The 21,145-nt window shown below is 67.1% G+C and carries 21 protein-coding genes; 11 read left to right on the plus strand and 10 right to left on the minus strand.

Annotated elements, in window-relative coordinates; all coding sequences use genetic code 11:
• Nucleotides 1-87 precede the first annotated feature (87 nt).
• Nucleotides 88-657, plus strand: a complete 570-nt coding sequence (locus CEJ42_RS22535) for a flavin reductase family protein (protein WP_088752622.1) — start codon at nucleotides 88-90, stop codon at nucleotides 655-657.
• A gap of 3 nt (nucleotides 658-660) precedes the next feature.
• Here CEJ42_RS22535 and CEJ42_RS22540 read toward each other — a convergent pair whose 3' ends face one another.
• The gene (locus tag CEJ42_RS22540) at nucleotides 661-1,566 is read right to left on the minus strand and encodes a LysR family transcriptional regulator (RefSeq protein WP_079217342.1); all 906 of its coding nucleotides are present in this window, start codon (nucleotides 1,564-1,566) and stop codon (nucleotides 661-663) included.
• A gap of 142 nt (nucleotides 1,567-1,708) precedes the next feature.
• Between CEJ42_RS22540 and CEJ42_RS22545 the strand changes: the two genes are divergently transcribed.
• Entirely contained in the window at nucleotides 1,709-2,581 is an 873-nt protein-coding gene (locus CEJ42_RS22545; protein ID WP_088752656.1) for an NAD(P)H-binding protein, read from the plus strand.
• A 25-nt stretch (nucleotides 2,582-2,606) separates the two neighbouring features.
• Here CEJ42_RS22545 and CEJ42_RS22550 read toward each other — a convergent pair whose 3' ends face one another.
• Nucleotides 2,607-3,536, minus strand: a complete 930-nt coding sequence (locus CEJ42_RS22550; protein ID WP_088752623.1) for a DNA-3-methyladenine glycosylase family protein — start codon at nucleotides 3,534-3,536, stop codon at nucleotides 2,607-2,609.
• A gap of 74 nt (nucleotides 3,537-3,610) precedes the next feature.
• Here CEJ42_RS22550 and CEJ42_RS22555 point away from each other — a divergent pair, with 74 nt between their 5' ends.
• Entirely contained in the window at nucleotides 3,611-4,183 is a 573-nt protein-coding gene (locus CEJ42_RS22555; RefSeq protein WP_088752624.1) for a methylated-DNA--[protein]-cysteine S-methyltransferase, read from the plus strand.
• Nucleotides 4,184-4,241: 58 nt separating this feature from the next.
• Entirely contained in the window at nucleotides 4,242-4,484 is a 243-nt protein-coding gene (locus CEJ42_RS22560) for a hypothetical protein (RefSeq protein WP_088752625.1), read from the plus strand.
• A gap of 73 nt (nucleotides 4,485-4,557) precedes the next feature.
• On the opposite strand, the gene CEJ42_RS22565 is transcribed toward CEJ42_RS22560, so the two are convergent.
• On the minus strand, nucleotides 4,558-5,190 hold the full coding sequence (locus CEJ42_RS22565) for a response regulator transcription factor (RefSeq protein WP_207760474.1): 633 nt from the start codon (nucleotides 5,188-5,190) through the stop codon (nucleotides 4,558-4,560).
• A 324-nt stretch (nucleotides 5,191-5,514) separates the two neighbouring features.
• Between CEJ42_RS22565 and hpaC the strand changes: the two genes are divergently transcribed.
• Nucleotides 5,515-6,066 (plus strand): 4-hydroxyphenylacetate 3-monooxygenase, reductase component, encoded by a 552-nt coding sequence (hpaC, locus tag CEJ42_RS22570; RefSeq protein WP_079217338.1) that lies wholly within the window; start codon nucleotides 5,515-5,517, stop codon nucleotides 6,064-6,066.
• A 1,257-nt stretch (nucleotides 6,067-7,323) separates the two neighbouring features.
• Here hpaC and CEJ42_RS22575 read toward each other — a convergent pair.
• The 5 genes from CEJ42_RS22575 to CEJ42_RS24870 form a co-directional block, all read right to left on the minus strand.
• Nucleotides 7,324-8,283: a PDR/VanB family oxidoreductase gene (locus CEJ42_RS22575; protein WP_088752626.1), complete on the minus strand. Its 960-nt coding sequence runs from the start codon at nucleotides 8,281-8,283 to the stop codon at nucleotides 7,324-7,326.
• Nucleotides 8,284-8,329: 46 nt separating this feature from the next.
• Nucleotides 8,330-8,830, minus strand: a complete 501-nt coding sequence (locus CEJ42_RS22580; protein WP_088752658.1) for an aromatic-ring-hydroxylating dioxygenase subunit beta — start codon at nucleotides 8,828-8,830, stop codon at nucleotides 8,330-8,332.
• 5 nt (nucleotides 8,831-8,835) lie between these two features.
• Entirely contained in the window at nucleotides 8,836-10,122 is a 1,287-nt protein-coding gene (locus CEJ42_RS22585; RefSeq protein ID WP_088752627.1) for an aromatic ring-hydroxylating oxygenase subunit alpha, read from the minus strand.
• A gap of 53 nt (nucleotides 10,123-10,175) precedes the next feature.
• Complete coding sequence (locus CEJ42_RS22590) at nucleotides 10,176-11,336, minus strand: amidase family protein (protein ID WP_088752628.1); 1,161 nt, start codon at nucleotides 11,334-11,336, stop codon at nucleotides 10,176-10,178.
• 179 nt (nucleotides 11,337-11,515) lie between these two features.
• Nucleotides 11,516-11,731, minus strand: coding sequence for a hypothetical protein (locus tag CEJ42_RS24870; RefSeq protein WP_129587822.1), 216 nt, complete (start codon nucleotides 11,729-11,731; stop codon nucleotides 11,516-11,518).
• Between CEJ42_RS24870 and CEJ42_RS22595 the strand changes: the two genes are divergently transcribed.
• Nucleotides 11,712-12,641 carry a LysR family transcriptional regulator gene (locus tag CEJ42_RS22595; protein ID WP_088752629.1) on the plus strand — a complete coding sequence of 310 codons (930 nt, stop codon included), beginning with the start codon at nucleotides 11,712-11,714 and terminating at the stop codon, nucleotides 12,639-12,641. The genes CEJ42_RS24870 and CEJ42_RS22595 overlap by 20 nt on opposite strands.
• Nucleotides 12,642-12,759: 118 nt before the next feature.
• Here CEJ42_RS22595 and CEJ42_RS22600 read toward each other — a convergent pair whose 3' ends face one another.
• Both CEJ42_RS22600 and CEJ42_RS22605 read right to left on the minus strand, forming a co-directional pair.
• Nucleotides 12,760-13,818, minus strand: coding sequence for a porin (locus CEJ42_RS22600; RefSeq protein WP_079217333.1), 1,059 nt, complete (start codon nucleotides 13,816-13,818; stop codon nucleotides 12,760-12,762).
• Nucleotides 13,819-14,142: 324 nt separating this feature from the next.
• Nucleotides 14,143-15,660 (minus strand): PAS domain-containing sensor histidine kinase, encoded by a 1,518-nt coding sequence (locus CEJ42_RS22605; protein WP_088752630.1) that lies wholly within the window; start codon nucleotides 15,658-15,660, stop codon nucleotides 14,143-14,145.
• Nucleotides 15,661-15,795: 135 nt separating this feature from the next.
• Between CEJ42_RS22605 and CEJ42_RS22610 the strand changes: the two genes are divergently transcribed.
• From CEJ42_RS22610 to CEJ42_RS22630, 5 genes are all read left to right on the plus strand, one after another.
• The gene (locus tag CEJ42_RS22610) at nucleotides 15,796-17,433 is read left to right on the plus strand and encodes a methyl-accepting chemotaxis protein (protein ID WP_088752631.1); all 1,638 of its coding nucleotides are present in this window, start codon (nucleotides 15,796-15,798) and stop codon (nucleotides 17,431-17,433) included.
• Between the two features lie 144 nt (nucleotides 17,434-17,577).
• Complete coding sequence (locus CEJ42_RS22615; protein WP_420840792.1) at nucleotides 17,578-18,738, plus strand: acyl-CoA dehydrogenase family protein; 1,161 nt, start codon at nucleotides 17,578-17,580, stop codon at nucleotides 18,736-18,738.
• 29 nt (nucleotides 18,739-18,767) lie between these two features.
• Nucleotides 18,768-19,133: a hypothetical protein gene (locus CEJ42_RS22620; RefSeq protein ID WP_088752659.1), complete on the plus strand. Its 366-nt coding sequence runs from the start codon at nucleotides 18,768-18,770 to the stop codon at nucleotides 19,131-19,133.
• 37 nt (nucleotides 19,134-19,170) lie between these two features.
• On the plus strand, nucleotides 19,171-19,914 hold the full coding sequence (locus CEJ42_RS22625) for an SDR family NAD(P)-dependent oxidoreductase (RefSeq protein ID WP_079217329.1): 744 nt from the start codon (nucleotides 19,171-19,173) through the stop codon (nucleotides 19,912-19,914).
• Between the two features lie 73 nt (nucleotides 19,915-19,987).
• Entirely contained in the window at nucleotides 19,988-21,136 is a 1,149-nt protein-coding gene (locus tag CEJ42_RS22630) for an ABC transporter substrate-binding protein (protein WP_079217328.1), read from the plus strand.
• The last annotated feature ends 9 nt before the right edge of the window (nucleotides 21,137-21,145 follow it).

A 21,145-nucleotide genomic window follows, 5' to 3' on the forward strand; every position in this document is an offset into this window, starting at 1 on the left:
GTGGGAACCTCGCCGGGCGCCGGCGTTCCATCCGAAGATCGGGCAACATCATTCAATTCCAGTCAATCCCAGTCATCAGGAGTCGCCATGCCCCGTGCCGCCAGATTGCCGTCCCGCCAGGATTTCCCGGTGCACCAGGTCCGCCGTTACCTGGAGCCCGGCCCCATCGTGCTGGTGTCCTCCGCCTATCGCCGCCAGCGCAACATCATGACCATGGGGTGGCACTGCATGATGGAGTTCGCTCCCTCGTTGCTGGGCTGCGTCATTTCCTCCGGCAACCACAGCTTCGAGCTCATCCGCAAAAGCCGCGAGTGCGTGATCAACCTGCCGACAGCCGCGCTGATCGACCAGGTGGTGGGCATCGGCAACTGCTCCGGCGCCGAGGGCGACAAGTTCGAGCGCTTCGGCCTGACCGCCTTGCCGGCGCAGCAGGTCGGCGCGCCGCTGATCGGCGAATGCCACGCCAGTTTCGAATGTCGCCTGCACGACGGCAGGCTGGTCGGCAAGTACAACTACTTCATCTTCGAAGTGGTGCAGGCGCATGTGGCGCGTACGCCGAAAAATCCGCAGACGCTGCACTACAAGGGCAACGGCGAGTTCATGCTGGCCGGCGAGGTGGTCAGCCGGCGCGCGAAGTTCCACCGCGAATATCTCTGATTGCTAGGGCTGCAGCGCCAGCACGAAGTCGAGGAAGGCGCGCACCTTGGCCGGCGGATGATGGCGCGAGGGATAGAGCGCATACAGCGGGAAGCGCTCGTCCGGCCAGTCCGGGAACAGGTCCACCAGGCGGCCGTCGTCCAGCATGGGCTGCAGCCCGAGGTCGAACACCTGCGCCACGCCGTAGCCCGACAGGCACACGCTGTAGAGCGAGCCGCCGTCGTTGACGGTGAGCTGGCCGTCCATCTCCAGCTCGATGCGCTTGCGGCCGCGGATGAATTCCCAGGTGAAGGGGCGGCCGGTGCGCGAGTCGCGAAACAGGATGCAGGTATGCCCCGGCGTCTGCAGCTCCTGCGGCGTGGCCGGACGGCCGTGGCGCTTGAGGTAGCCGGGAGCCGCGATGGTGACGATGCGGCAGTCGGCCAGCTTGCGCGCCACCAGCGTGGAGGCCGGCGGCTGGCCGAAACGCAGCGCCAGGTCATAACCGTCGGCCACCATGTCGCCCAGCTCGTCGCGCATGATCAGTTCCAGCTTCAGCTCCGGGTGGGCCGCCAGGAAGTCGCCCAGGCGCGGCGCCAGCACCATGCGCGAGAAGAACGGGTCGACGTTGACCCGCAGCCGCCCGCGCACCGTGCCGCGCCCCTCCTGCGCCGAGGACGCGGCCTCCTCCAGCGCCGCCAGCAGCGGCGCCACCTGGGCGTGGAAGCGCCGTCCCTCGTCGGTCAGCGTGATGGAGCGCGTGGTGCGGTCGAACAGGCGGATGCCCAGCCGCGCCTCCAGTCGCGCCACCGCCCGGCTCACGCCCGAGGGCGTCATGTCCAGCAGTTCGGAGGCGGCCGCGAAGCTGCCGCTGTCGACGATCGCGCACAGCACGCTGATGCCGTTCATCATGCGTTCGTCAAAGGCCATGGTGTTTTTCCTTGCGGTGGATTGATGATGAATGATCATCAATGAAGTGACGTCGATGATATCGCAAAAGCAGTCGCCGACGCCCAGAATGCGCTCCATGCCTGCCCGCCGGGCAGCCTTCACACACGACAAGGAGCGCAACATGTATGCAATCACGGGAATCACAGGACAAGTCGGCGGCACGCTGGCCCGCAGCCTTCTGGCCGCCGGCCGCGACGTGCGCGCGGTGGTGCGCGACGCCGCCAAGGGGGAATCATGGGCGCGCCAGGGCGCCGAGGTGGCGCTGGCCGAGCTGACCGATGTGCCGGCCATGATCCGCGCCTTCTCCGGCGCCGACGGGGTGTTCATCCTGCTGCCGCCGGCCTTCGATCCCATGCCGGGCTTTCCGGCGGCGCGCCGCATCATCGCCGCCGTGCGCGAGGCGCTGGAGATGGCGGGCCCGAAAAAGGTGGTGGCGCTGTCGACCATCGGCGCCGATGCCGAGCAGCCCAACCTGCTGAACCAGCTGCGCATCATGGAACAGCAGTTCGCCACGCTGGAGATGCCGGTCACCTTCCTGCGCGCCGGCTGGTTCATGGAAAATTCGCGCTGGGATATCGACGCCGCCCGCGCCGGCGCCATCGCCAGCTATCTGCAGCCGGCCTCGCGCGCCATCGCCATGGTGTCTACCGCCGACGTCGGCCGCACCGCCGCCGCGCTGCTGCAGGAGGACTGGAACGGGCGCCGCGTGGTGCAGCTGGAAGGGCCGCAGCGCACCAGCCCGGACGACATCGCCGCCGCCTTCGGTCGCCTGCTGGGCCGCGCGGTGGAAGTCGACGTCGTGCCGCGCGTCGAATGGGAAGGCATCTTCCGCGCCCAGGGCATGGAAAACCCCTTGCCGCGCATGCAGATGGTGGACGGCTTCAATGCCGGCTGGATCGACTTCGCCCACGGCGGCCGCGATTCGCGCCGCGGCAGCGTCGGCATCGAGGCGGCGCTGCGCGCGATGCTGGAGGAGCAGGCCGGTACCGTGTGATGCCGGCTGCGGCCACGAGGGAGGTTCAGCCGCCGCGCTCGCCGTTGGCGCGGTCGGCGATCTCGTTCCACAGGTGCTGGGCCACATAGGCGCGATAGGGCGCCCAGGCCAGGCTGCGCTGTTTCTGCTGGGCGGGCTTGACCAGCGCAGCATCGCGCGCGGCGATGGCCTGCATCAGCACCAGGTCGGTGGCCGGCCAGCCGTCCGGGTCGCGCCAGGCGCGCATGGCGACATACTCCACCGTCCATGGGCCGATGCCGGGCTGGGCCAGCAGCGTCTGGCGCAGCTGCGCCAGTTGTTCCTGTGAATAGGGCTGGCCGGGTGGGTCGATCACGGCGGCGCCTTCGGCCACCGCGCGCGCCAGGCCCTGCAGCGCCGCCACCCGTTTGCCGGGCATGCCGATGCTGGAGAGATCGGCGTCGGCCAGCGCCGCCGGCGTGGGAAAGCGCCATGCCGTCAGCGCATGTCCATGATCGGGGATGTGCTGGCCGGCGCGCTGCACCACGCGGCCCATGATGGTGGTGGCGGCCTTGACGCTGACCTGCTGGCCGATGATGGTGCGCACCACCAGTTCGAACGCCGACCAGGCGCCGGGTACACGCAATCCCGGCGCGGCCTTGAGCAGGGGCTTGAGCCACGGGTCGGCGCCCAGCGCCTTCTTCACCGCGGCGGGATCGGCCTGCAGGTCGAACATGCGCGACAGCGGAGCGGCCAGCGCGTCGGCGTGGCGGCTGACCTTGCCGGCCAGGGTCGCCACCAGGCAATGCTTGGCCGCATCGAGCGTGACGGCCAGCGTGCCGGCGTCGCCTTCCCATTCGATGGCCCGCAGATAGGCGCCGTTTTCCACCGCCTCCACGCCGATGGTGGCGCGGCCGTTGAAGAAACGCAGCATGCGCGGCCAGTCGAAAGGCGGCCGGTAGGGCAGGTGGAGGACGGCGATCGCGGGCTTGGGCATGCGGCATCATAGCGCAGCGCGTAGCGTGTCGCATTCCGCAGTAGAATCGACGGTCTTGAAGCACGGAGACCGCAATGGATTACGCATACAAGCTCATCGACTCGCCCGTTGGGCAACTGACGCTGGTGGCCAGGGGCGACAAGCTGGCCGCGATCCTGTGGGAGAACGACCGTGCCGGCCGCGTGCGCCTGGGCGAGATGACGCCGGACGAGCAGCGCCCGGTGCTGCTGGCCGCCGCCGGCCAGCTGGAAGAATATTTCGCCGGCAAGCGCACCGGCTTCGACGTGCCGCTCAGCTTCGATGGCACCGATTTCCAGAAGCAGGTGTGGGCTGCGCTGCTCACCATTCCTTACGGCCAGACCCGCACCTACCTGCAGATCGCCCGCCAGCTCGGCAACGAGAAGGCGGTGCGCGCCGTGGGCGCGGCCAACGGCCGCAACCCGATTTCCATCATCGCGCCCTGCCACCGCGTGATCGGCGCCGGCGGCGAACTCACCGGGTTTGCCGGCGGCCTGCATGCCAAGAAACTGCTGCTGGCCATCGAAGGCATTTCCACCGAAGGACGCGACGCCGGCGACACCATCGACCCGCGCCGCAAGGCCCAGCATCGTCGCCGGGAAGATCCCAACCAGTTGTCCCTGCTGTAAGTCCCGCACCGGATCCCTGCGTCCGGTCATGCCATTTCCGCCCTTACGGAGAGCCGCCATGGAACAGCCCGCCAACGCATTTTCCGACCCGTTGCACGCGCAGGTCGGCGCCTTGCGCTATCTCGTGCTGATGATGCTGCAGCGGCTCGACGCCGACGGCTACGCCAGCATCGCCGAGATCACCGCGGGCGTGAAGGGCGACCGCGCCCATCTCGATCCCGGCCTGCCCGACCACGCCCTGATCGACGCCACCTTCCGCGAGACCCTGGCCATCCTCGAGCTGGCCGCGCACAAGCACTGAGGCCTTGCGCGCCAGGCGAGAAAAACGGCAGCGGGCGCAGCCGGCTGCCGTTATCGTCGCTTGCGGCTTGCGCTCAGGCCGCCTTCAGGAACTCCGGTCCGAAATCCAGCAACACGTCGCGCACCAGCGAGGCGGTGCTCTGGCAACCGAGCTTGTCCTTGATGCTGGCGCGATGCACGTCCACCGTCTTGACGCTGATATTGAGTTCGCGCGCGATCAGCTTGCTGGAGTGCCCCAGGATCACCTTGTCCAGGATCTCGCGCTCGCGCGCGGTCAGCGTTTTCAGGCGCGCCTTGAGCAGTAGGCGGCGTTCGCGCGCCTGCATGTTTCCGGCCACGTTCTTGAGCGTCACCTGGATGCGCTCCAGCATCTGCTGCGAGTTGTAGGGCTTCTCGAAGAAATCCACCGCGCCGTTTTGCAGCGCCCGCACCGACATCGGGATGTCGCCGTGGCCGGAGACGAAGATCACCGGAATGCCGGCGCCGATCTCGTTCAAGCGCTCCTGCAGCTGGAAGCCGCTGACCTCGGGCATGCGCACATCGAGGATCAGGCAGGACAGGCTGTTGGCGTCGTAGGCCCTGAGGAAGGCCTCGGGGCCGTCGAAGCATTCGGTGCGGATGTTGACCGAGCTCAGGAGCCAGGCCAGCGATGTGCGGACGGCCTCATCGTCGTCGACGATATAGACCACGGGCAGGTTGGAGTCCATCATCATTCCTCGTCAGAAAGCCGGCGCACCGGCAGGTGGCATCCCGGCCGCCGCCGTCGCGGCTGGCACAGGTTGGCGCGGCATGCCTTGATCCATGCAAAAAGCAGGCCCGATATGGCACCCGCCGCGCATCGCACCGCGCGCACCGACATGCCGCAGCATGCGCCCCGCACCGGATCACGGCCTAGGTATTTCTACCTAGGCCGCCTGCGGGAATCCCCCGAAACAGGGCATGCGGCACGAATTGTGGGCGGCCTGCGCCTGCCTTAATCTGGTGACATCGACAACGCCGCGCATCATCGGCGTGCAAACCAGGGAGTCACCATGAGCGCCAACGGCGTCAGCAGTCAACACAACCCGGCGGCCAGGCCGCCGCTCACCCAGCAGCAGATCGCGTTTCGCAACGCCATGGCGCACCTGCCGGCGGCGGTCTCGGTCATCACCACCAACGGCCCGGGCGGGCGCTGCGGCATCACCGCCAGCGCGGTGTGTTCGGTGACCGATTCGCCGCCGACGGTGCTGGTGTGTATCAACCGCGGCAGCGCCATGCATGGGGTGTTCCGCAAGAACGCGCGGCTGTGCGTGAACGTGCTGTCGGATGAGCAGGAGCAGCTGGCCATGCATTTCTCCGGGGCCACCGGGGTGCCGATGGAGGAGCGCTTTTCCTGGGATATCTGGCGGCACGACGGCGCGCTGGAGCAGCCGGTGCTGGCCGATGCGCTGGTGACGCTGGAGGGGCGGATCCTGGAGTTCAAGGAGGTCGGGTCGCATTCGGTGATGTTTGTGGAGCTGGGTGAGGTGCGGGTCAATGAGCGCAAGGACAGTCTGATTTATTTCAATCGCTTGTTTCATAAGGTCAAGAGGACGGCGATTTGACGGGGGCTGTTTTTTCTATGGGGTCTTTTGTTGTTTTCGTGGCGGGGGGATGGGCGCGATGAGGGGACTTGTGTTGCGATGATGGGCATTTCATCGGGTGCGTGACTCGCTATCTTGCCTTCTCCGTCATCCCGGCGAAGGCCGGGATCCAGCGTCGTTCGTCGCGCCTCCGAGAACTCCGTTCGGACTGAGTAGCCGCGTATGCGGTGTATCGAAGTCGGCGTATATGCGGTTGGTCTTCGGGGTAGTCTGCTCTTGCTACATGCCGATGTACTGGCTCTATGCCTATCTTTCTCCGGTCGCAGGGGAGCGCCGGGGCGGCCCGGCAGCCGCTCACTTTCTTTGCTCCGCCAAAGAAAGTAAGCAAAGAAAGGCGGCCGCTACCGCCCAGCCCCTTCGGGGTACCCGCTGAACCGCACGGAAAAATGGGAAAGGAGGCAAGTCGCTACGCTCCGGCCTCCTTTCTGATCCATTTTTCCGCGCGGTTCAGCGGCTGGGCAGAAGCGGACTTCATTGACGGCTCGCCTGCGGCTTTGCCTTGTGTCCGGCTCGCCTTCGGCCTCGCGGTGCTTGCTGCTCGCCTGCGGCATCGATTCCGTGGCTCGCTATCCAATGTAAACCGTCATCCCGGCGCAGGCCGGGATCCAGTGTCGTTCGTTGCGCTTCTCCGAATTCCGTTCGGGCTGAGTAGCCGCGCATGCGGCGTATCGAAGTCAGCGTATATGCGGTTGTTCTTCGGGGTAGTCTGGTCTTGCTGGATGCCGATGTACTGGCTCTATGCCTATCTTTCTCCGGTCGGAAGGGAGCGCCGGGGGCGGCCCGGCAGCCGCTCACTTTCTTTGCTCCGCCAAAGAAAGTAAGCAAAGAAAGGCGGCCGCTACTGCCCAGCCCCTTCGGGGTGCCCGCTGAACCGCACGGGAAAATGGGAAAGGAGGCAAGTCGCTGCGCTCCGGCCTCCTTTCTGATCCATTTTTCCGCGCGGTTCAGCAGCTGGGCAGAAGCGGACTTCCGATTCGGCTCGCCTGCGGCTTTGCCTTGTGTCCGGCTCGCCTTCGGCCTCGCGGTGCTTGCTGCTCGCCTGCGGCATCGATTCCGTGGCTCGCTATCCAATGTAATCCGTCATCCCGGCGAAGGCCGGGATCCAGCGTCGTTCGTTGCGCTCAGCCAGCGCTTCGCTCAGATCGCGCGAAGTTCACATCCATCTCCATCCTCCCAAAAAAAGCCGCCCAAAGGCGGCCATCCCCCCAGCGACCCCGCTCAAAGATCCAGCACCAGCAACCCCGACTTCGCCCGCGAAACGCAGGTGCAGATCTGGTCATTGGCCGCCTTTTCCTTCTTCGACAGGCAATTGTCCCGATGGTCGGGTTCGCCTTCCAGCAGCGGCACCACGCAGGTGCCGCAGATGCCTTCGCGGCAGGAGGTGTCGATGGCGATGCCTTCCTGCGCCAGGATGTCGACGATGGGGATGCCGACCGGGATGCGCACCACCTTGCCCGAGCTGGCCAGCTTGACTTCGAAGGCGCCGTCGCCTCCGCTCGCGGCCGATGTGGAAGCTGGCGCGGCCTGGAAGTGTTCCAGGTGGATGGCGTCTTCGGCACGGTTGCGCGCGGCGCATTGCACCACCGCGTCCATGAACGGGGCCGGGCCGCAGGTGTAGACGTGGGCGTCGCTGGCCGCGGCGTCCAGGCATGCGTTCAGGTAGTGCGCCATGTCCGACGGTTGTACGGCGTAGTGGAAGCGTACATGGGCGGCGAAGGGCGCGGCGTCGAGCAGGTCGGCGAAGGCGGCGTGCTCGCGCGCGCGGACGAAATAGTGCAGCGTGAACTTGCTCTGCCCGGCCCACAGCTTGTAGGCCATCGACAGCAGCGGGGTGACGCCGATGCCGGCGCCGAAGAGCACGTGCTCGGGCGCGTCGGCATGCAGCGCGAACAGGTTGCGCGGGGCGCCGATCTCCAGTTCCATGCCTTCGGTGACGGCCTCGTGCAGCGCCGAAGAGCCGCCGCGCGAGGCGGCTTCCTTCTTGACCGCGATGGTATAGCCGCAGGCGTCGTCCGGCGGGCCGCACAGCGAGTACTGGCGCGTCACGCCGGTCGGCCCGGTGACGTCGATGTGGGCGCCCGGCTCATAGCCGGGGAGCGCCGCGCCATCGGCGCGCACCAGGCGGAAGGAGCGGATGTCGCCGGTTTCGTCGATGAGTTTGTCTACGATCAGTTTCATGTGTTGCGCCAATACGGTGTGCGGTGTTGCGGTCGCGATGCTGCGCTTACAGCAGGAAGCCCAGGGCGTTCAGGCTGTCCATGGAGTTGATCAGGCGGATCACCTTCTGCTCGATCTTCGGTCCCTGTGCGGTAAAGCGCAGGCGGTGCGTGACGTCGCCCACGAACAGCGTGTGCTGCTGGCGCTTGTAGCCGACGATGACCTGGGCCGAGTTGATCTCCACCAGCTCGTCCGACAGGTGCACCGGCACGAAGCGCGACACCGTGCGCACCGTGGCTGCGGCGTCGGCAGCCGACATCGCGAAGCCCGAGGTCAGGCGCTCGATGCGGATCTTGCGCATGTGGGCGTTGTCGTAGGCGTAGTTCAGCGTGGCGGCGAAATCGGTGGTGGCGTGGTCGATCGGCACCACGTAGTAGCCGTCCTCGCTCCACAGCTCCTGCCAGGCGGCGTAGTCCTTCCGGTCCAGCAGCTCGGCCTCCTTCCAGATGAAGGCGATGGCGCGGGCCATTTGTTCGGGGATGCCCTGCAGCTTGTCTTGTTGGTTCATGCTGATCACTTCTCCATCATCTTTTTCCACATGGCATAGGCTTCGCGCATGCCGGTTTCGTCGGTCGAGTGCGAGACCTTGTCGCCGTTGTCGTCGACCCATTCGCGGTTCAGGCCGCGGTTGACCAGGATGGGCGCGTTGCGGCCGGCGTAGGCGCCGGTTTGCACGCGTTCCCAGGCCTCGGCGTCGTCGGGGCTGCCGAAGCCGAACGGACCCTGGAAGTGCTCATGGATGCGCAGGCGCTCGCGGTTGGCGATCTCGGGGCCGCCGTCCATGCCCAGCGCCACGTGGCGGATCTGGGTCTCGGTCACCGACACCGGATGCAGCACGCGGAAGAAGGACATCGACATGGCCACGTTGGGGAACAGGTTCAGGTTGAAGCCGGCGCCGTGCAGCGAGCGCACGATGCGGCGCACCTGCTCCGGCGGCATCGTCCTGGACAGCTCTTCGATGACGTGCGAGAAGCGCTCCTGCAACTGTTCGGAGCCGTCGTCCACATCCAGGTCGACATGCTCGGGCACCATGATCATGACGCTGTGGCCGTTGCCCAGCGAACGGGTGATCGACTGGTCGTCGGTCATGAAGGACAGCATCTCGGAGGTCTCTTCATCCACCGACGAGAGGAAGGTCTTGTGCACCACCGGGAAGTGGTAGCCGTCGGTGGTGTTCTCCAGCTGGATCTTCCAGTTGCCCTTGAAGCTGAACTTGTGCTCGCCCTGCACCTTGATGGGGAAGCCGGCGCCCTGCTTCATGAACAGGTCGATCCATGTCCTGGCGTGGCCGAGGAAATCTTCCAGCGGCTCGATGTCCTGGTTGAAGGAGGCGAAGATCATGCCGCCGTAGCTGCCCACGCGCAGGCTTTGCAGCGGCAGGTCGGCTTTTTCCACCACGTCTTCGTAGCCTTCCGGATAGGGCAGGCCGCGCAGCTTGCCGTCCAGGCCGTAGGACCAGCTGTGATACGGGCAGGTGAAGCCGGTGGCGTTGCCCTTGTGCTTTTCGCACACGGTGGCGCCGCGGTGGCGGCAGCGGTTTTCCAGCACGTTGATCTTGCCGCTCTTGTCGCGTACCACGATCACCGGCTGGCGGCCGATCTGGGCGGTCTTGAAGTCGCCCGGGTTCTTGATCTCGCTTTCATGCGCGACCCAGACCCAGGTCTTGTAGAAGATCTTGTCCATCTCGGCCTCGAAGATCGCCGGATCGGTGTACAGCGAGGGATCGACCACGGCGCCCTGGACCAGGTCGCCGTAGGAAGTGTCCGTCGTTCGCGGATGGAAGCGTAGCGGTGCGTTCATTGCATTCTCCAATTGTTGCGTCGGTGTTGTTGTCGGGGGGTGTCGCGCGCGGCCTATGCCGGCACGCGCCTGAGCGCCTGTTCCAGGTGCAGGCCCAGGGCGCAGATGGTCTCGTCGTCGCCTTTGCGGCCCACCAGCTGCAGGCCGGCCTTGAGCTTGCTGCCGGCGATCGGCACCGGGATGCTCAGCGCCGGATGGCCGGACAGGTTGAACGGCCGCACCAGCGCCGACAGCGTCAGCACGCTGGCGCCGTTGCGGATCTCGGCCAGCGTCGGCGGCAGGGTCGGGAGCGTGGGCATCAGCAGCGCATCGGCATCGGCCAGCGCGGCGTCGACTGCCGCAGTGAAGGCGCTGCGCACCTGCTCGGCCCTGGCCACTGCCTCGTCGCTGGTGGCGCCGGCGGCGGCCAGGCGCTTCTCGATGTCGGCGCCCAGGCTGCCCCGGCCCAGCAGGTGGCCGAAGGCGGTGTGGGTTTCGCGGTTGATCAGCACCATGCCAGCCTCGAAGGCGGCCTGCATGTCCGCCAGTCCGATCGGTGTGCCTGTCCAGCCGGCGGCGTCGAACGCGGCCTGTACGGCGGCGGCGATGGCCGGGTCGGCGTCGGCCTGCACCAGTTTCACGCGCGCGCCGGCTTGCGGTGCGCGGGCGGCGGCGAGGTCGAAGCCGGGGGCGATCGAGGCCATGGCGCTGACGATCAGGTCCATGTTGCGTGCGAAGGGCCCCAGGCAGTCCAGCGTGCTGGCTTGCGGCCAGGCGCCGGCGCGGCTCACGCGGCCATAGGTCGGCTTGAAGCCGGCCACGCCGCAGCAGGCGGCGGGCAGGCGGATCGAGCCGCCGGTGTCGCTGCCGATGGAGACATCCACCAGGCCGGCGCCGACCGCCGAGGCCGAGCCGCTGGAGGAGCCGCCGGGCATGCGCGCCGCATCCTGCGGGTTGACGGGGGTGCCGTTCCATTCGTTGATGCCGGTCATGCCGTAGGCCAGCTCGTGCATGTTGGCGCGCGCGGTGATCTGCCAGCCGTCGGCCAGCAGGCGGCGCACCACATCGGCGTGCTGCGCCGCCGGGCGCGCGTCGGCCAGTGCGGCACTGCCGCCGCAGGTGGGCTGGCCGGCGATGTCGATGCAATCCTTGATGGCCACGGTGGGGCCGCTGCCGCCCAGGTGAAAGCGCGAAAGCAGGGCGTTGCCGGTGCCCGCGACGGTGCGTTCGCTCATCAGGCATCCCCCTTGCATGCGATTTCTGTCTGGCGGCGCAAGGCGGCTGCCGCGGCGACGCCGGTCAGCTTGCGCGGCGCCGGGATCGGGGCGTGGTACCGGGCATCGCCGGACGGTTGTGGCGCCGCGGTGGATGCCGGCGGCGAAGTTGGCTCAGGTGTCATGGCGCATCCGTAGGGTTAGGCATTGCAGGTGGCGCGAAACGCAGCGCCGGCGCGGGATGCAAGCGATCGGGAATCAAAACCTTGGCTGATCGGAAGCATTCTAGAAGTCGCCTTAAAATAGATCAAATTGATGTAAAATATTTTTCTCATAAATGGCATTGATGTATGTGCCGTTTCATCTTCCAGGCTGTTTTTCACCCAGAGGGCTGCGATGGCGACGTTCAACAACATGGATCTCAACCTGCTGCGCGTCTTCCAGGCCATTGCCGACGAACGCAGCCTGACGCTGGCCGGCAACCGCCTGCACCTGTCCCAGCCGGCGGTCAGCTACGCGCTGGGGCGGTTGCGCCACATCTTCGACGACCCCCTGTTCATCCGCACCAAGGAGGGCATGCAGCCCACCCCGACGGCGATCGAACTGTCCAAGCCCATCAACCGCGCGCTGCAGGCGGTGCAGGACGCGCTGCGCCATACCGAGCGCTTCGAGCCGTCCACCAGCACCCGCGTGTTCCGCGCCTCGATGACGGACGTCGCGGAGATGATGTTCCTGCCGCACCTGTGCGAAATCCTCACCGAGCAGGCGCCGGGCACCCGGCTGCAGGTCGAGCAGGTCGCGCCCGCCCATCTGGAAGAAGCGCTGCGCACCGGCCAGCTCGACTTCGCCTTCGGCAACCTGCCGGCCTTGAAGCCGGTCACCCACTACGAACTGCTGTTTCGCGAGAGCTACGTCTGCATGATGCGCAAGCGTGACGGCCTGCCGCGGCGGCGCCAGCTTGAGCTCGACGAGTTCCTCGCCATGTCGCACGTGCTGGTGGAGTCCGCCGAGAGCAGCCACCACCAGGTGGAGAGTTCGTTCCGCACGCTGGGCGTGCAGCGCAAGATCAGCCTGCAGATCCCGCACTTCACCGTGCTGCCGCGCATCCTCGGCAAGTCCGACCTGGTGGCCACGGTGCCGCAGCGCATCGCCAAGCTGTTCCAGGTCGAGCATCCGGACGCTTTCGCCGTCTACCAGCTGCCGGTGGACATCCCGGCGGTGGACGTCACGCTGCACTGGCACGAGGGCTTCGACAGCGACGCCGGCAACGCCTGGCTGCGTCAGATCTTCATCGACCTGCTGCAGCAATACGGGCGCAGCAGCTGACGCCTTCCCGTCCAACGCAGAAGGCCCGTCCTGCGACGGGCCGTCTCCTCTCCCTCCTGCGCGGGAAGGCCGCCGGATGTCGGCGGCGGCCCTCCCATCCTCAGACTACTTGCCCTGCTCAGAAGCGATGGCGGATGCCCATGCGCACCGCGGACTGGTTGCCGGTGGCCGACTGGATGCCGCCGCCGAACACCGGATAGGCGTTGTAGCCCTTGTCGCGGTCATACACCGCGCCCACGTACAGGTCGGTGCGCTTGGAGATCTTGTAGTCGGCCATCGCAATGAGCGCCTGGGCATTGCCCACGCCCTGGTTGCGGCTCTGGAATTGATAGGCCGCCGACAGGTCCCACAGCGGGGTCAGCGCATACACGGTGCCCAGTTCATAGGTGGTGGCCTTGGCGCTGGTGTTGGTGTTCTTCACCTGGGTCGCCACGCCAAAGGGCTTGAACGCGCCCAGCTGGTAGGTCGCGCCGATGCCGTACATGCGGGTCGAGTAGCTGCCGGTGGAGTCCTTGATGTCGGTGTAGGACAGCGCGCTGCTGAAGGCGCCGTTGTCGTACTGGCCGGTGGCGCTGGTGGTGCGGCCGGCCGAGTTGTTGCCGGCCACTTCGCCGAAGCCGTACATCAGGCCGAAGCTGAAGCCGCCCATCTTGGCGCTGTTGTACTTGACCGAGTTGTTGGTGCGGTCGCCGGCGTAGATGTGGTTGTTCAGCGCGGTGCCGTGCGCGGCGTCGGCATGCAGGCCCCAGGCGAAGGAACCGGCCGGCGACAGCGCGCCCATGGCGTACTGGCCGCCGAGGTTGGCCATGAAGTCGTACTGGCGACCCACGCTGACCGAGCCCCACTGCTTGCTGCCGATGCCCACGAAGGACTGGCGGCCGAAGATCAGGCCGCCCTGGCCCAGGCTGCCGTCGTCGGCGCCGAAGCCGGTTTCCAGCGTGAAGAAGGCGTTCAGGCCGCCGCCCAGGTCTTCGGTGCCCTTGAAGCCGATGCGGCTGCCCTGGGCGATGCCGCTGTCCATGCGCAGCAGCGAAGCGCCGCCGCCGCCGGTCTTGGGCGCGCTGGAGTAATAGGTCAGGCCGAGGTCGATCAGGCCATAGATGGTGACGCTGCTCTGCGCATGCGCCATCCCGGTACCTGCCGCGAGCATCGCGGCGACCAGCAGTTTCTTCTTCATGTAATGGAGCTCCCTGTAGTGTTGCGTAGTGAATGTCTGCACAGCCGTGCACGACACGTGGCGACACAACGTGCCGCGCCGACGTGCAAGCGCAGACCACGACAACGTCATGCAGGGCCATGTTAGGGACGGGGTTTGAGGCAGATCAAATTGATGCCTTCGATTGCCGGGATAAGTACGGCCGATGGCGGCGGCGGCGCGCGCTCGCATTCTCGAATTCGGTGCAGAAACGGATGCGCGGCATGGCGCCAGGGGCGCAACGGCACCACGCAAGTGCGCGGCGTCACCAATCCGGCGCGTGCGGCATGGGGGCTAAAGGTATCTTTAGCTGTCGCATTTCACCAACGGCAGCGCGAAGCAAAAACAGGCGCCGCGCGGCGTATTCGGCTGCGCCCAGATATCGCCGCGGTGGCGCGAGACGATGTTCTTGCACAGCGCCAGGCCGATGCCGTTGCCGCTGACCTTGGAGGAGAAAAAGCCGTCGAACAGCCGTTCACGCTGGCCGGCCTCGATGCCGCCGCCTTCGTCGGCCACGCGCAGCAGCGCGGTGGCGCCGGCGCGTTCGACGGCGATGCGCACGCGCCGGCGTTCCGGCTCGAACGCGCTCATCTCTTCGATCGCGTTGAAGGCGAGGTTGAGGATCACCTGGCCGATCAGCACCTTCTCGCAGCTCACCGCCAGCGGCTCGCCGCCGGCGTCGATCTCCAGCCGCACGCGACCCTCGGCGGCCTTGAGCTCGATGAACCAGCGCACCTCGTTCAACACCTCGCCGAGCTCGATCACCGTCTCGCTCTGCTCCAGTTTGACCACGTACTCGCGCACGCTCTTGATGATGGCCGCGGCGTGGTCGACCTGGCGCCCGGCGCTCTCCAGTCCCCACACGATGCCGTCGGCCTGGCTCGCCTCGAGCTGCGCGCGGGCCTGCTTCATGCGCAGCACCGAGCCTTCGAGGAAATTGCGGATCGCCGCCAGCGGCTGCGAGAGCTCGTGCGCGATGGCGGTGGCCATCTCGCCCATGGCGTTGTGGCGCGCCAGGTATTCCAGCGAGGCCTGGTCGCGCCGCCGCGCCTCCTCGGCCTCGACCTGCTCGGTGATGTCGTGGAAGTGCAGCAGGTGACCCTTGAGGTCGTTCTCGATCTCGATGTAGCGGCAGCTCGCGTGGTGCCAGCGCGCCACGCCGTCCTTGCGCACGATGCGGTAGCGGATCGGAAAGGAGATCGCGTCCGGCAGCGCCAGCGTCAGCAGTTCCAGCAGCTCCTCGCGCGACTCCGGCAGGCACATCGCGGCGAAATTGCGCGGCGGATGCTGGCCGGGCCGCACGCCCAGCAGCTTGCGGCCGGCGTCGCTCATGTACTCGATGCCGCCGTCGGCGCGCAGCACCGCCACGCCTTCGTCGGAGTCCTGCATGAACTCCTTGAGGCGGCTCTCCAGCCGCTTCATCTCGCGCCGGATCTGCTCCTCGCGCGCGATGTCGCGGAACTGCACCATGATCACGTCGCGCTCGGACAGCTTCACCAGGGTGGCGATGGCTTCCGACAGGATCTCGTCGCCGTTCTTGGCGCGGTAGCACCATTCGACCACGTTGCTGCCGTGCAGGACCGCCTCATGCAGCCACTTGCGGCCGATCTCGCGGCGATACTCGTGCGAGCGCCGGCTCATGTCGGGCGCCTTCAGCGGCAGCAGCTCCTCCAGCGTGAACCCCAGCACCTTGCAGGCCGAAGGATTGGCCCAGAGGATGGACTTGGTCTGGGCGTCGTGCAGGATGATGCACATCGGCAGCGCTTCCATCATGCGGCGGAAGTCTTCCATTTCGAAGCGGATGGCGTCGTCCGGGGCAGCCATGGTGAGGATATTCACATGTGAATTTATAGAAATATCTCTATAAGCAAGGACTATGCGCGGCGCCCGGCGGCGCTGGCCTTGAAGCCATCATCTCCGGTTTGTACGGTGGAATCACATCAACGCCAAGGAGCCGCCATGAAACTCGCCGCCATGAAAGTCGCCACGCGGCTCAACATCGTCTTCGGCATGCTGCAGATCATCCTGGCCACCGTGATCGGCGTGGCGATCTGGCGCATGGCGCAGATCAACGAGCACATGACCTCGATCACCGATATCAACAACGTCGAAGTCCGCCATGTCAACGCGATGCGCTCGGCCGTGTTCGAGCAGTCGATGACGGTGCGCAACCTGGCGCTGACCCAGGATCCCGCGGACGCGGCGCGCGAGGCCGGCCGGTTGCGCCAGCAGGTCGCCGCCTACGATCATGCCGAGGCGGCGCTGGGCCGGATGTTTGCCGACATCGCCGAAACCACCGACCATGAGCGCCAGGCCATGCAGCTCATCGCGCAGCAGGCCTCACGCGCGCGCCCCCTGCTGGAGCGCGCCGCCGCTTCCGGCCAGGCCGGCGATATCGCCGGCGTACGCGCCTTGCTTGGCGGCGAGATGGTCGCCCTGCAGGCGCAGCGCCGCGAGACGCTGGCCGCCCTGGCGCGCTTCGAGGACGAGCTCAATGCGCGCATGCAGACCGAGGCCGCCGGCGCCTACCGCATGGCCTTCCTCAATATCGTCGCGCTCGGCGTGGCGGCCCTGGTGCTGGGCCTGCTGGGCACCTGGCGCGTCACTCGCAGCCTGCTCGACGAGCTGGGCGGAGAGCCTTCCTATGCGGCGGCGCTGGCGCGCTCGATTGCCGCCGGGGACCTGACGCGCCGCATCCATACCCGCGAGAGCGACCGCCTCAGCCTGCTGGCTGCGATGCGCACGATGAACGAGAGCCTGCAAGGCATCGTCTCGCGCGTGCGATGCGGCGCGCACAGCATCAGCACCGCCAGCGAGCAGATCGCCACCGGCAACATCGACCTGTCGGAGCGCACCGAGCGCCAGGCGGGTTCCCTGCAGCAGACCGCATCGGCCATGGAGCAGCTGACCTCCATCGTGCAGCAGAACCAGCGCAGCGCCGAGCAATGCAACGAACTGGCGGCCGAAACGGCGCGCGCCGCCGCTGACGGTCGCGCGCTGATCAGGGAGCTGATTGCGACCATGCGCGCCATCGATGCCAGTTCGTCCCGGGTGGTCGAGATCATCGAGGTGATCGACGGCATCGCCTTCCAGACCAATATCCTGGCGCTGAACGCGGCGGTCGAGGCGGCGCGCGCCGGCGAAAGCGGACTGGGTTTTGCGGTCGTGGCCAGCGAGGTGCGCGCGCTGGCGCAGCGCGCGGCCACCGCGGCGGCGGAAATCAAGGTGCTGATCGGCGACGCCGCCTGCGCGGTCAATGCCGGCACGCGCCAGGTGGCCGATGCCGGCGGCGCCATCGACGGCATCGCGGAGCGCGTAGAGCGGGTGGTCGGCGTGATGGCCGACATCACCGGCGCCGGGCGCGAGCAGGCCCAAGGCATCGAAGAGATCAACAAGGCCATCGTGCTGATGGACGGCGTCACCCAGCAGAACGCCGCGCTGGTCGAGCAGGCCGCGGGCGCCGCCCAGGCCCTGCTGGACCAGGCGCGCGAGCTGACCGACATGGTCGACGTCTTTACGCTCGAAGAGTCGCCCGCGCCGGCGGCGAGGATGCCGGCACGGCCCGCCGCGCCGCCGGCGGAGATACTGATCAACTGACGTCGCCCGCCTAGGGGTTTTCTTTATGCGCCTCCCGCCTATCCCCTAAAAATCCCCCGGCCGTCCCGATTGAACCGGGAAAGCGCGCTCCCTACACTCGTTTCCAGATGTGCAGCACGCAACCTGGAGAACGAGATGTCCGTAATGGAAGCACCGGAAGCACCGGCCGCATGGGTGGCCGGGGAAGAAGACGCGATGGCGCAGTTGTTTGCCGAGATCCGCGCGCGCCGCGACGAGTTCGGCCGCCAGCGCTTCGTCCCCAAGGAGTTCATCGCGCAGCTCAAGAAGCTGGGCGTCTATCGCGCCGCCACGCCGAAATGCTTCGGCGGCACCGGCCTGGCGCCGGCCGACTTCCTCCGGCTGGTCGAGAAGATCTCCGAAGCCGACGGCTCGGTGGGCTGGGTCGCCAGCTTCGGTTCGGCCTCGGTCTACCTGGCGGCGCTGCCGAAGGAGACCCAGGCCAGGCTTTACGCCGGTTCGCCCGACCTCACCTTCGCCGGCGGCCTGTTTCCGATCCAGCCGGCCACCCAGGTGGACGGCGGCTGGATGGTGGACGGCACCTGGAAGTTCGCCAGCGGCTGCAAGGGCGCCGACATGCTGGGCGTGGGCATAGGCGCGGCGGTGCCGGGCCAGCCGGGCGCCAAGCCGCGCACCGCGGTGCTGCCGCCGGAGCAGGTCGAGATCGTCGACAACTGGGACGTGATGGGCCTGGCCGGCACCGGCAGCCACGACCTCAAGGTGACGCAGCAGTTCGTGCCGGATGAGTGGACCTTCATCCGCGGCGGCGTGCCCACCATCGACGAGCCGCTCTACCGCTATCCCACCATCGCCTACGCCGCGCAGGTGCTGGGCGTGGTCAACCTCGGCATCGCGCGCGCCGCCATCGACGAGATCAACCGCATGTCGGGCGGCCGCGTGGCCATCACCGGCGCGCCCAAGCTGGCCGACCGCTCCTATGTGCGCATCGAGGTGGCCAAGGCCGAAGCCATGCTGCGCTCGGCGCGCGCCTTCCTGTACGACGCCACCGGCGAAGTCTGGCACACCATCCTGGCCGGCGATCCGGTCACGCCGGAGCAGGTCAGCCTGCTGCGCCTGACGGCGGTGGAGATCGCCCGCGCCGGCAATGAGGTGGTGCAGAACATGTTCGGCCTGGCCGGCACCACCGCCATCTACTCGCACCACCCGCTGCAGCGCTGCCTGCGCGACGCGGCCGTGGTCAAGCAGCACGCCTTCCTCGGCGAGGGCATCTACGACGGCGCCGGCGCCGTGACGCTGGGCGTGCCGCCCATGCCCGGATACCTGTGACGCACAACGCATTCAAGACGGAGAACAGCATGACCCCAACCACTGAAAAAGAACCGCTGCGCGTGCTGTTTTGCGTCGGCGTCACGCAAAACTTCTTCGACCTGCCGGCCACCGAGACCGGCCCGGTGTGGAAGGCCTACGGCGACATGATGAGCAACCTGGCCAGGATGGAGGGCATCAGCGTGATCGGCACCATGGACGACGACCGCCTGATGGTAGGCAAGTCCGACGACGCGCCCTGGACCTTCTACATCATGGCCGACGTGGCCGACCTCGACACGGTGGTGGCCGCCTGCAACCTGTTTCGCACCACCATGGTCGGCGAGCATCGCCTGTGGAAGTACGGAAAGATCGAGGCGCGCGTGGGACGCGCGCTGATCATCCAGGGCGGTTGAGCCGCGCTCTTGCAACGATCTCAAGCGACAGGAACACATGGACAAGAAGATTGCACTGGTCACGGGCGCGGCGCGCGGGCTGGGTGAGCGCATCGCGCGCAAGATGCACGCGGCCGGATGGAAGGTGGCGCTGGCCGACGTCGACCTGGAACTGGTTTCGGCGGTGGCCGCGAGCCTCGACGCCAGCGGCGACACCGTCATGGCGCTGGCGCTGGACGTGCGCCGCAAGCCCGATTTCATCGCCGCCTGCGACGCCGTCGAGGTGCGCTGGGGCGGCGCCGCGGCGCTGGTCAACAACGCCGGCCAGTCGCGTGTGGCGGCGCTGATGGACATCACGCCCGAGGAGTTCGACGACGTCACCGCGATCAACCTCAAAGGCACGTTTCTTGCGTGCCAGGTGTTCGGCAAGCGCTTCGCCGAACGCGGCTACGGCCGCATCGTCAACATCGCCTCGCTGGCCGGACAGAACGGCGGCACCGCCACCGGCGCGCACTATGCGGCGGCCAAGGGCGGCGTGCTGACGCTGACCAAGGTGTTCGCGCGCGAACTGGCGGCATCGGGCGTCACCGTCAACGCGATCTCGCCGGGGCCGCTGGACCTGCCCATCGTGCGCGAGATCGTACCGGCCGACAAGCTGGCCGCGACGATCCAGAACATTCCGGTCAAGTCGCTGGGCGAACCGGACTTCATCGCCGACGCCGTGCTGCTGCTGGCCTCGCCGGAGGCGGGCGCGGCAACCGGCGCCTGCCTGGACATCAACGGCGGCCTGTTCATGCGCTGAGCATGCCGTCGACGCACGGCGGCGCCGGGGAGCAGCCGCCATCCGTTTCACTTCACCAAGGGAGAGAACCAACATGCTGCACAAACGCCTGATTGCCGCCGCCGTCGCGCTGGCCGCTTTTTCCGCCGCTTCGGTCCATGCGCAGGTCAAGATCGGGGTCGTGACCTCGTCCACCGGCCCGGTCTCGCTGGTGGGCATCCCGCAGAAGAACACCGTGCCGCTGCTGCCGGCCAAGGCCGGCGACCTGAAGGTCGAATACATCTCGCTGGACGACGCCAGCGACCCGACCAAGTCGGTCACCGAAGTGAAGAAGCTGATCTCCGAATACAACGTCGACGCCATCATCGGCCCCTCGGGTTCGCCCAACGCCATGGGCGTGATTTCCTTCGTGGCCGAGGCCGGCGTGCCGATGCTGGCGCCGGTGGGCACCGCCGCCGTGGTGCTGCCGATGAACGAGCAGAAGAAGTGGGTCTTCAAGACTACCCAGAACGACGACCTGATCGCCAAGGCGCTGGTCGAGCAGATGGTCAGGACCAAGGTGAAGACGGTCGGCTTCATCACCATCAACGACCCCTTCGGCGAGAACTGGAACAAGGTCTTCGGCGAGCTGGCCGGCAAGGCCGGCATCAAGATCGTCGCCAACGAGCGCTACCAGCGCACCGACACCTCGGTCACCGCGCAGACCCTGAAGATCATGGCCGCCAATCCGGACGCGGTGCTGGTGGCGGCGCCGGGCGCGGCGACCGTGCTGCCGCAGACCACGCTCTACGACCAGGGCTACAAGGGCAAGATGTACCAGACCCACGGCGCGGCGCTGCCGGCCTTCCTGCAGCTGGGCAAGAACAAGGTCGAGGGCACCATCCTGGCCGCCTCGCTGATGCTGGTGCTGCCGGAGATCTTCGACGGCAACCCGTCCAAGAAGGTCGCCACCGACTACATCGAGGCCTACAAGAAGATGTACGGCAGCGTGCCGGCCACCTTCGGCGCCAACGTGTATGACGCCGGCCTGTTGCTGCAGCAGGCCATTCCCGTCGCCGCAAAGAAGGGCAAGCCGGGCACCAAGGAGTTCCGCGCTGCGCTGCGCGACGCGCTGGAAAACACCAAGGAGCTGGTCGCAACGCAGGGCGTCTACAACATGAGCGCGGCCGACCACAGCGGCTTCGACGAACGCGGCCGTGAACTGATCACGGTCAAGAACGGCAACTGGACCTTGTTGAAGTAATCGTCCTTT

The sequence above is a fragment of the Herbaspirillum robiniae genome, from assembly GCF_002213415.1.
Taxonomy (GTDB): Bacteria; Pseudomonadota; Gammaproteobacteria; order Burkholderiales; family Burkholderiaceae_D; genus Herbaspirillum; species Herbaspirillum robiniae.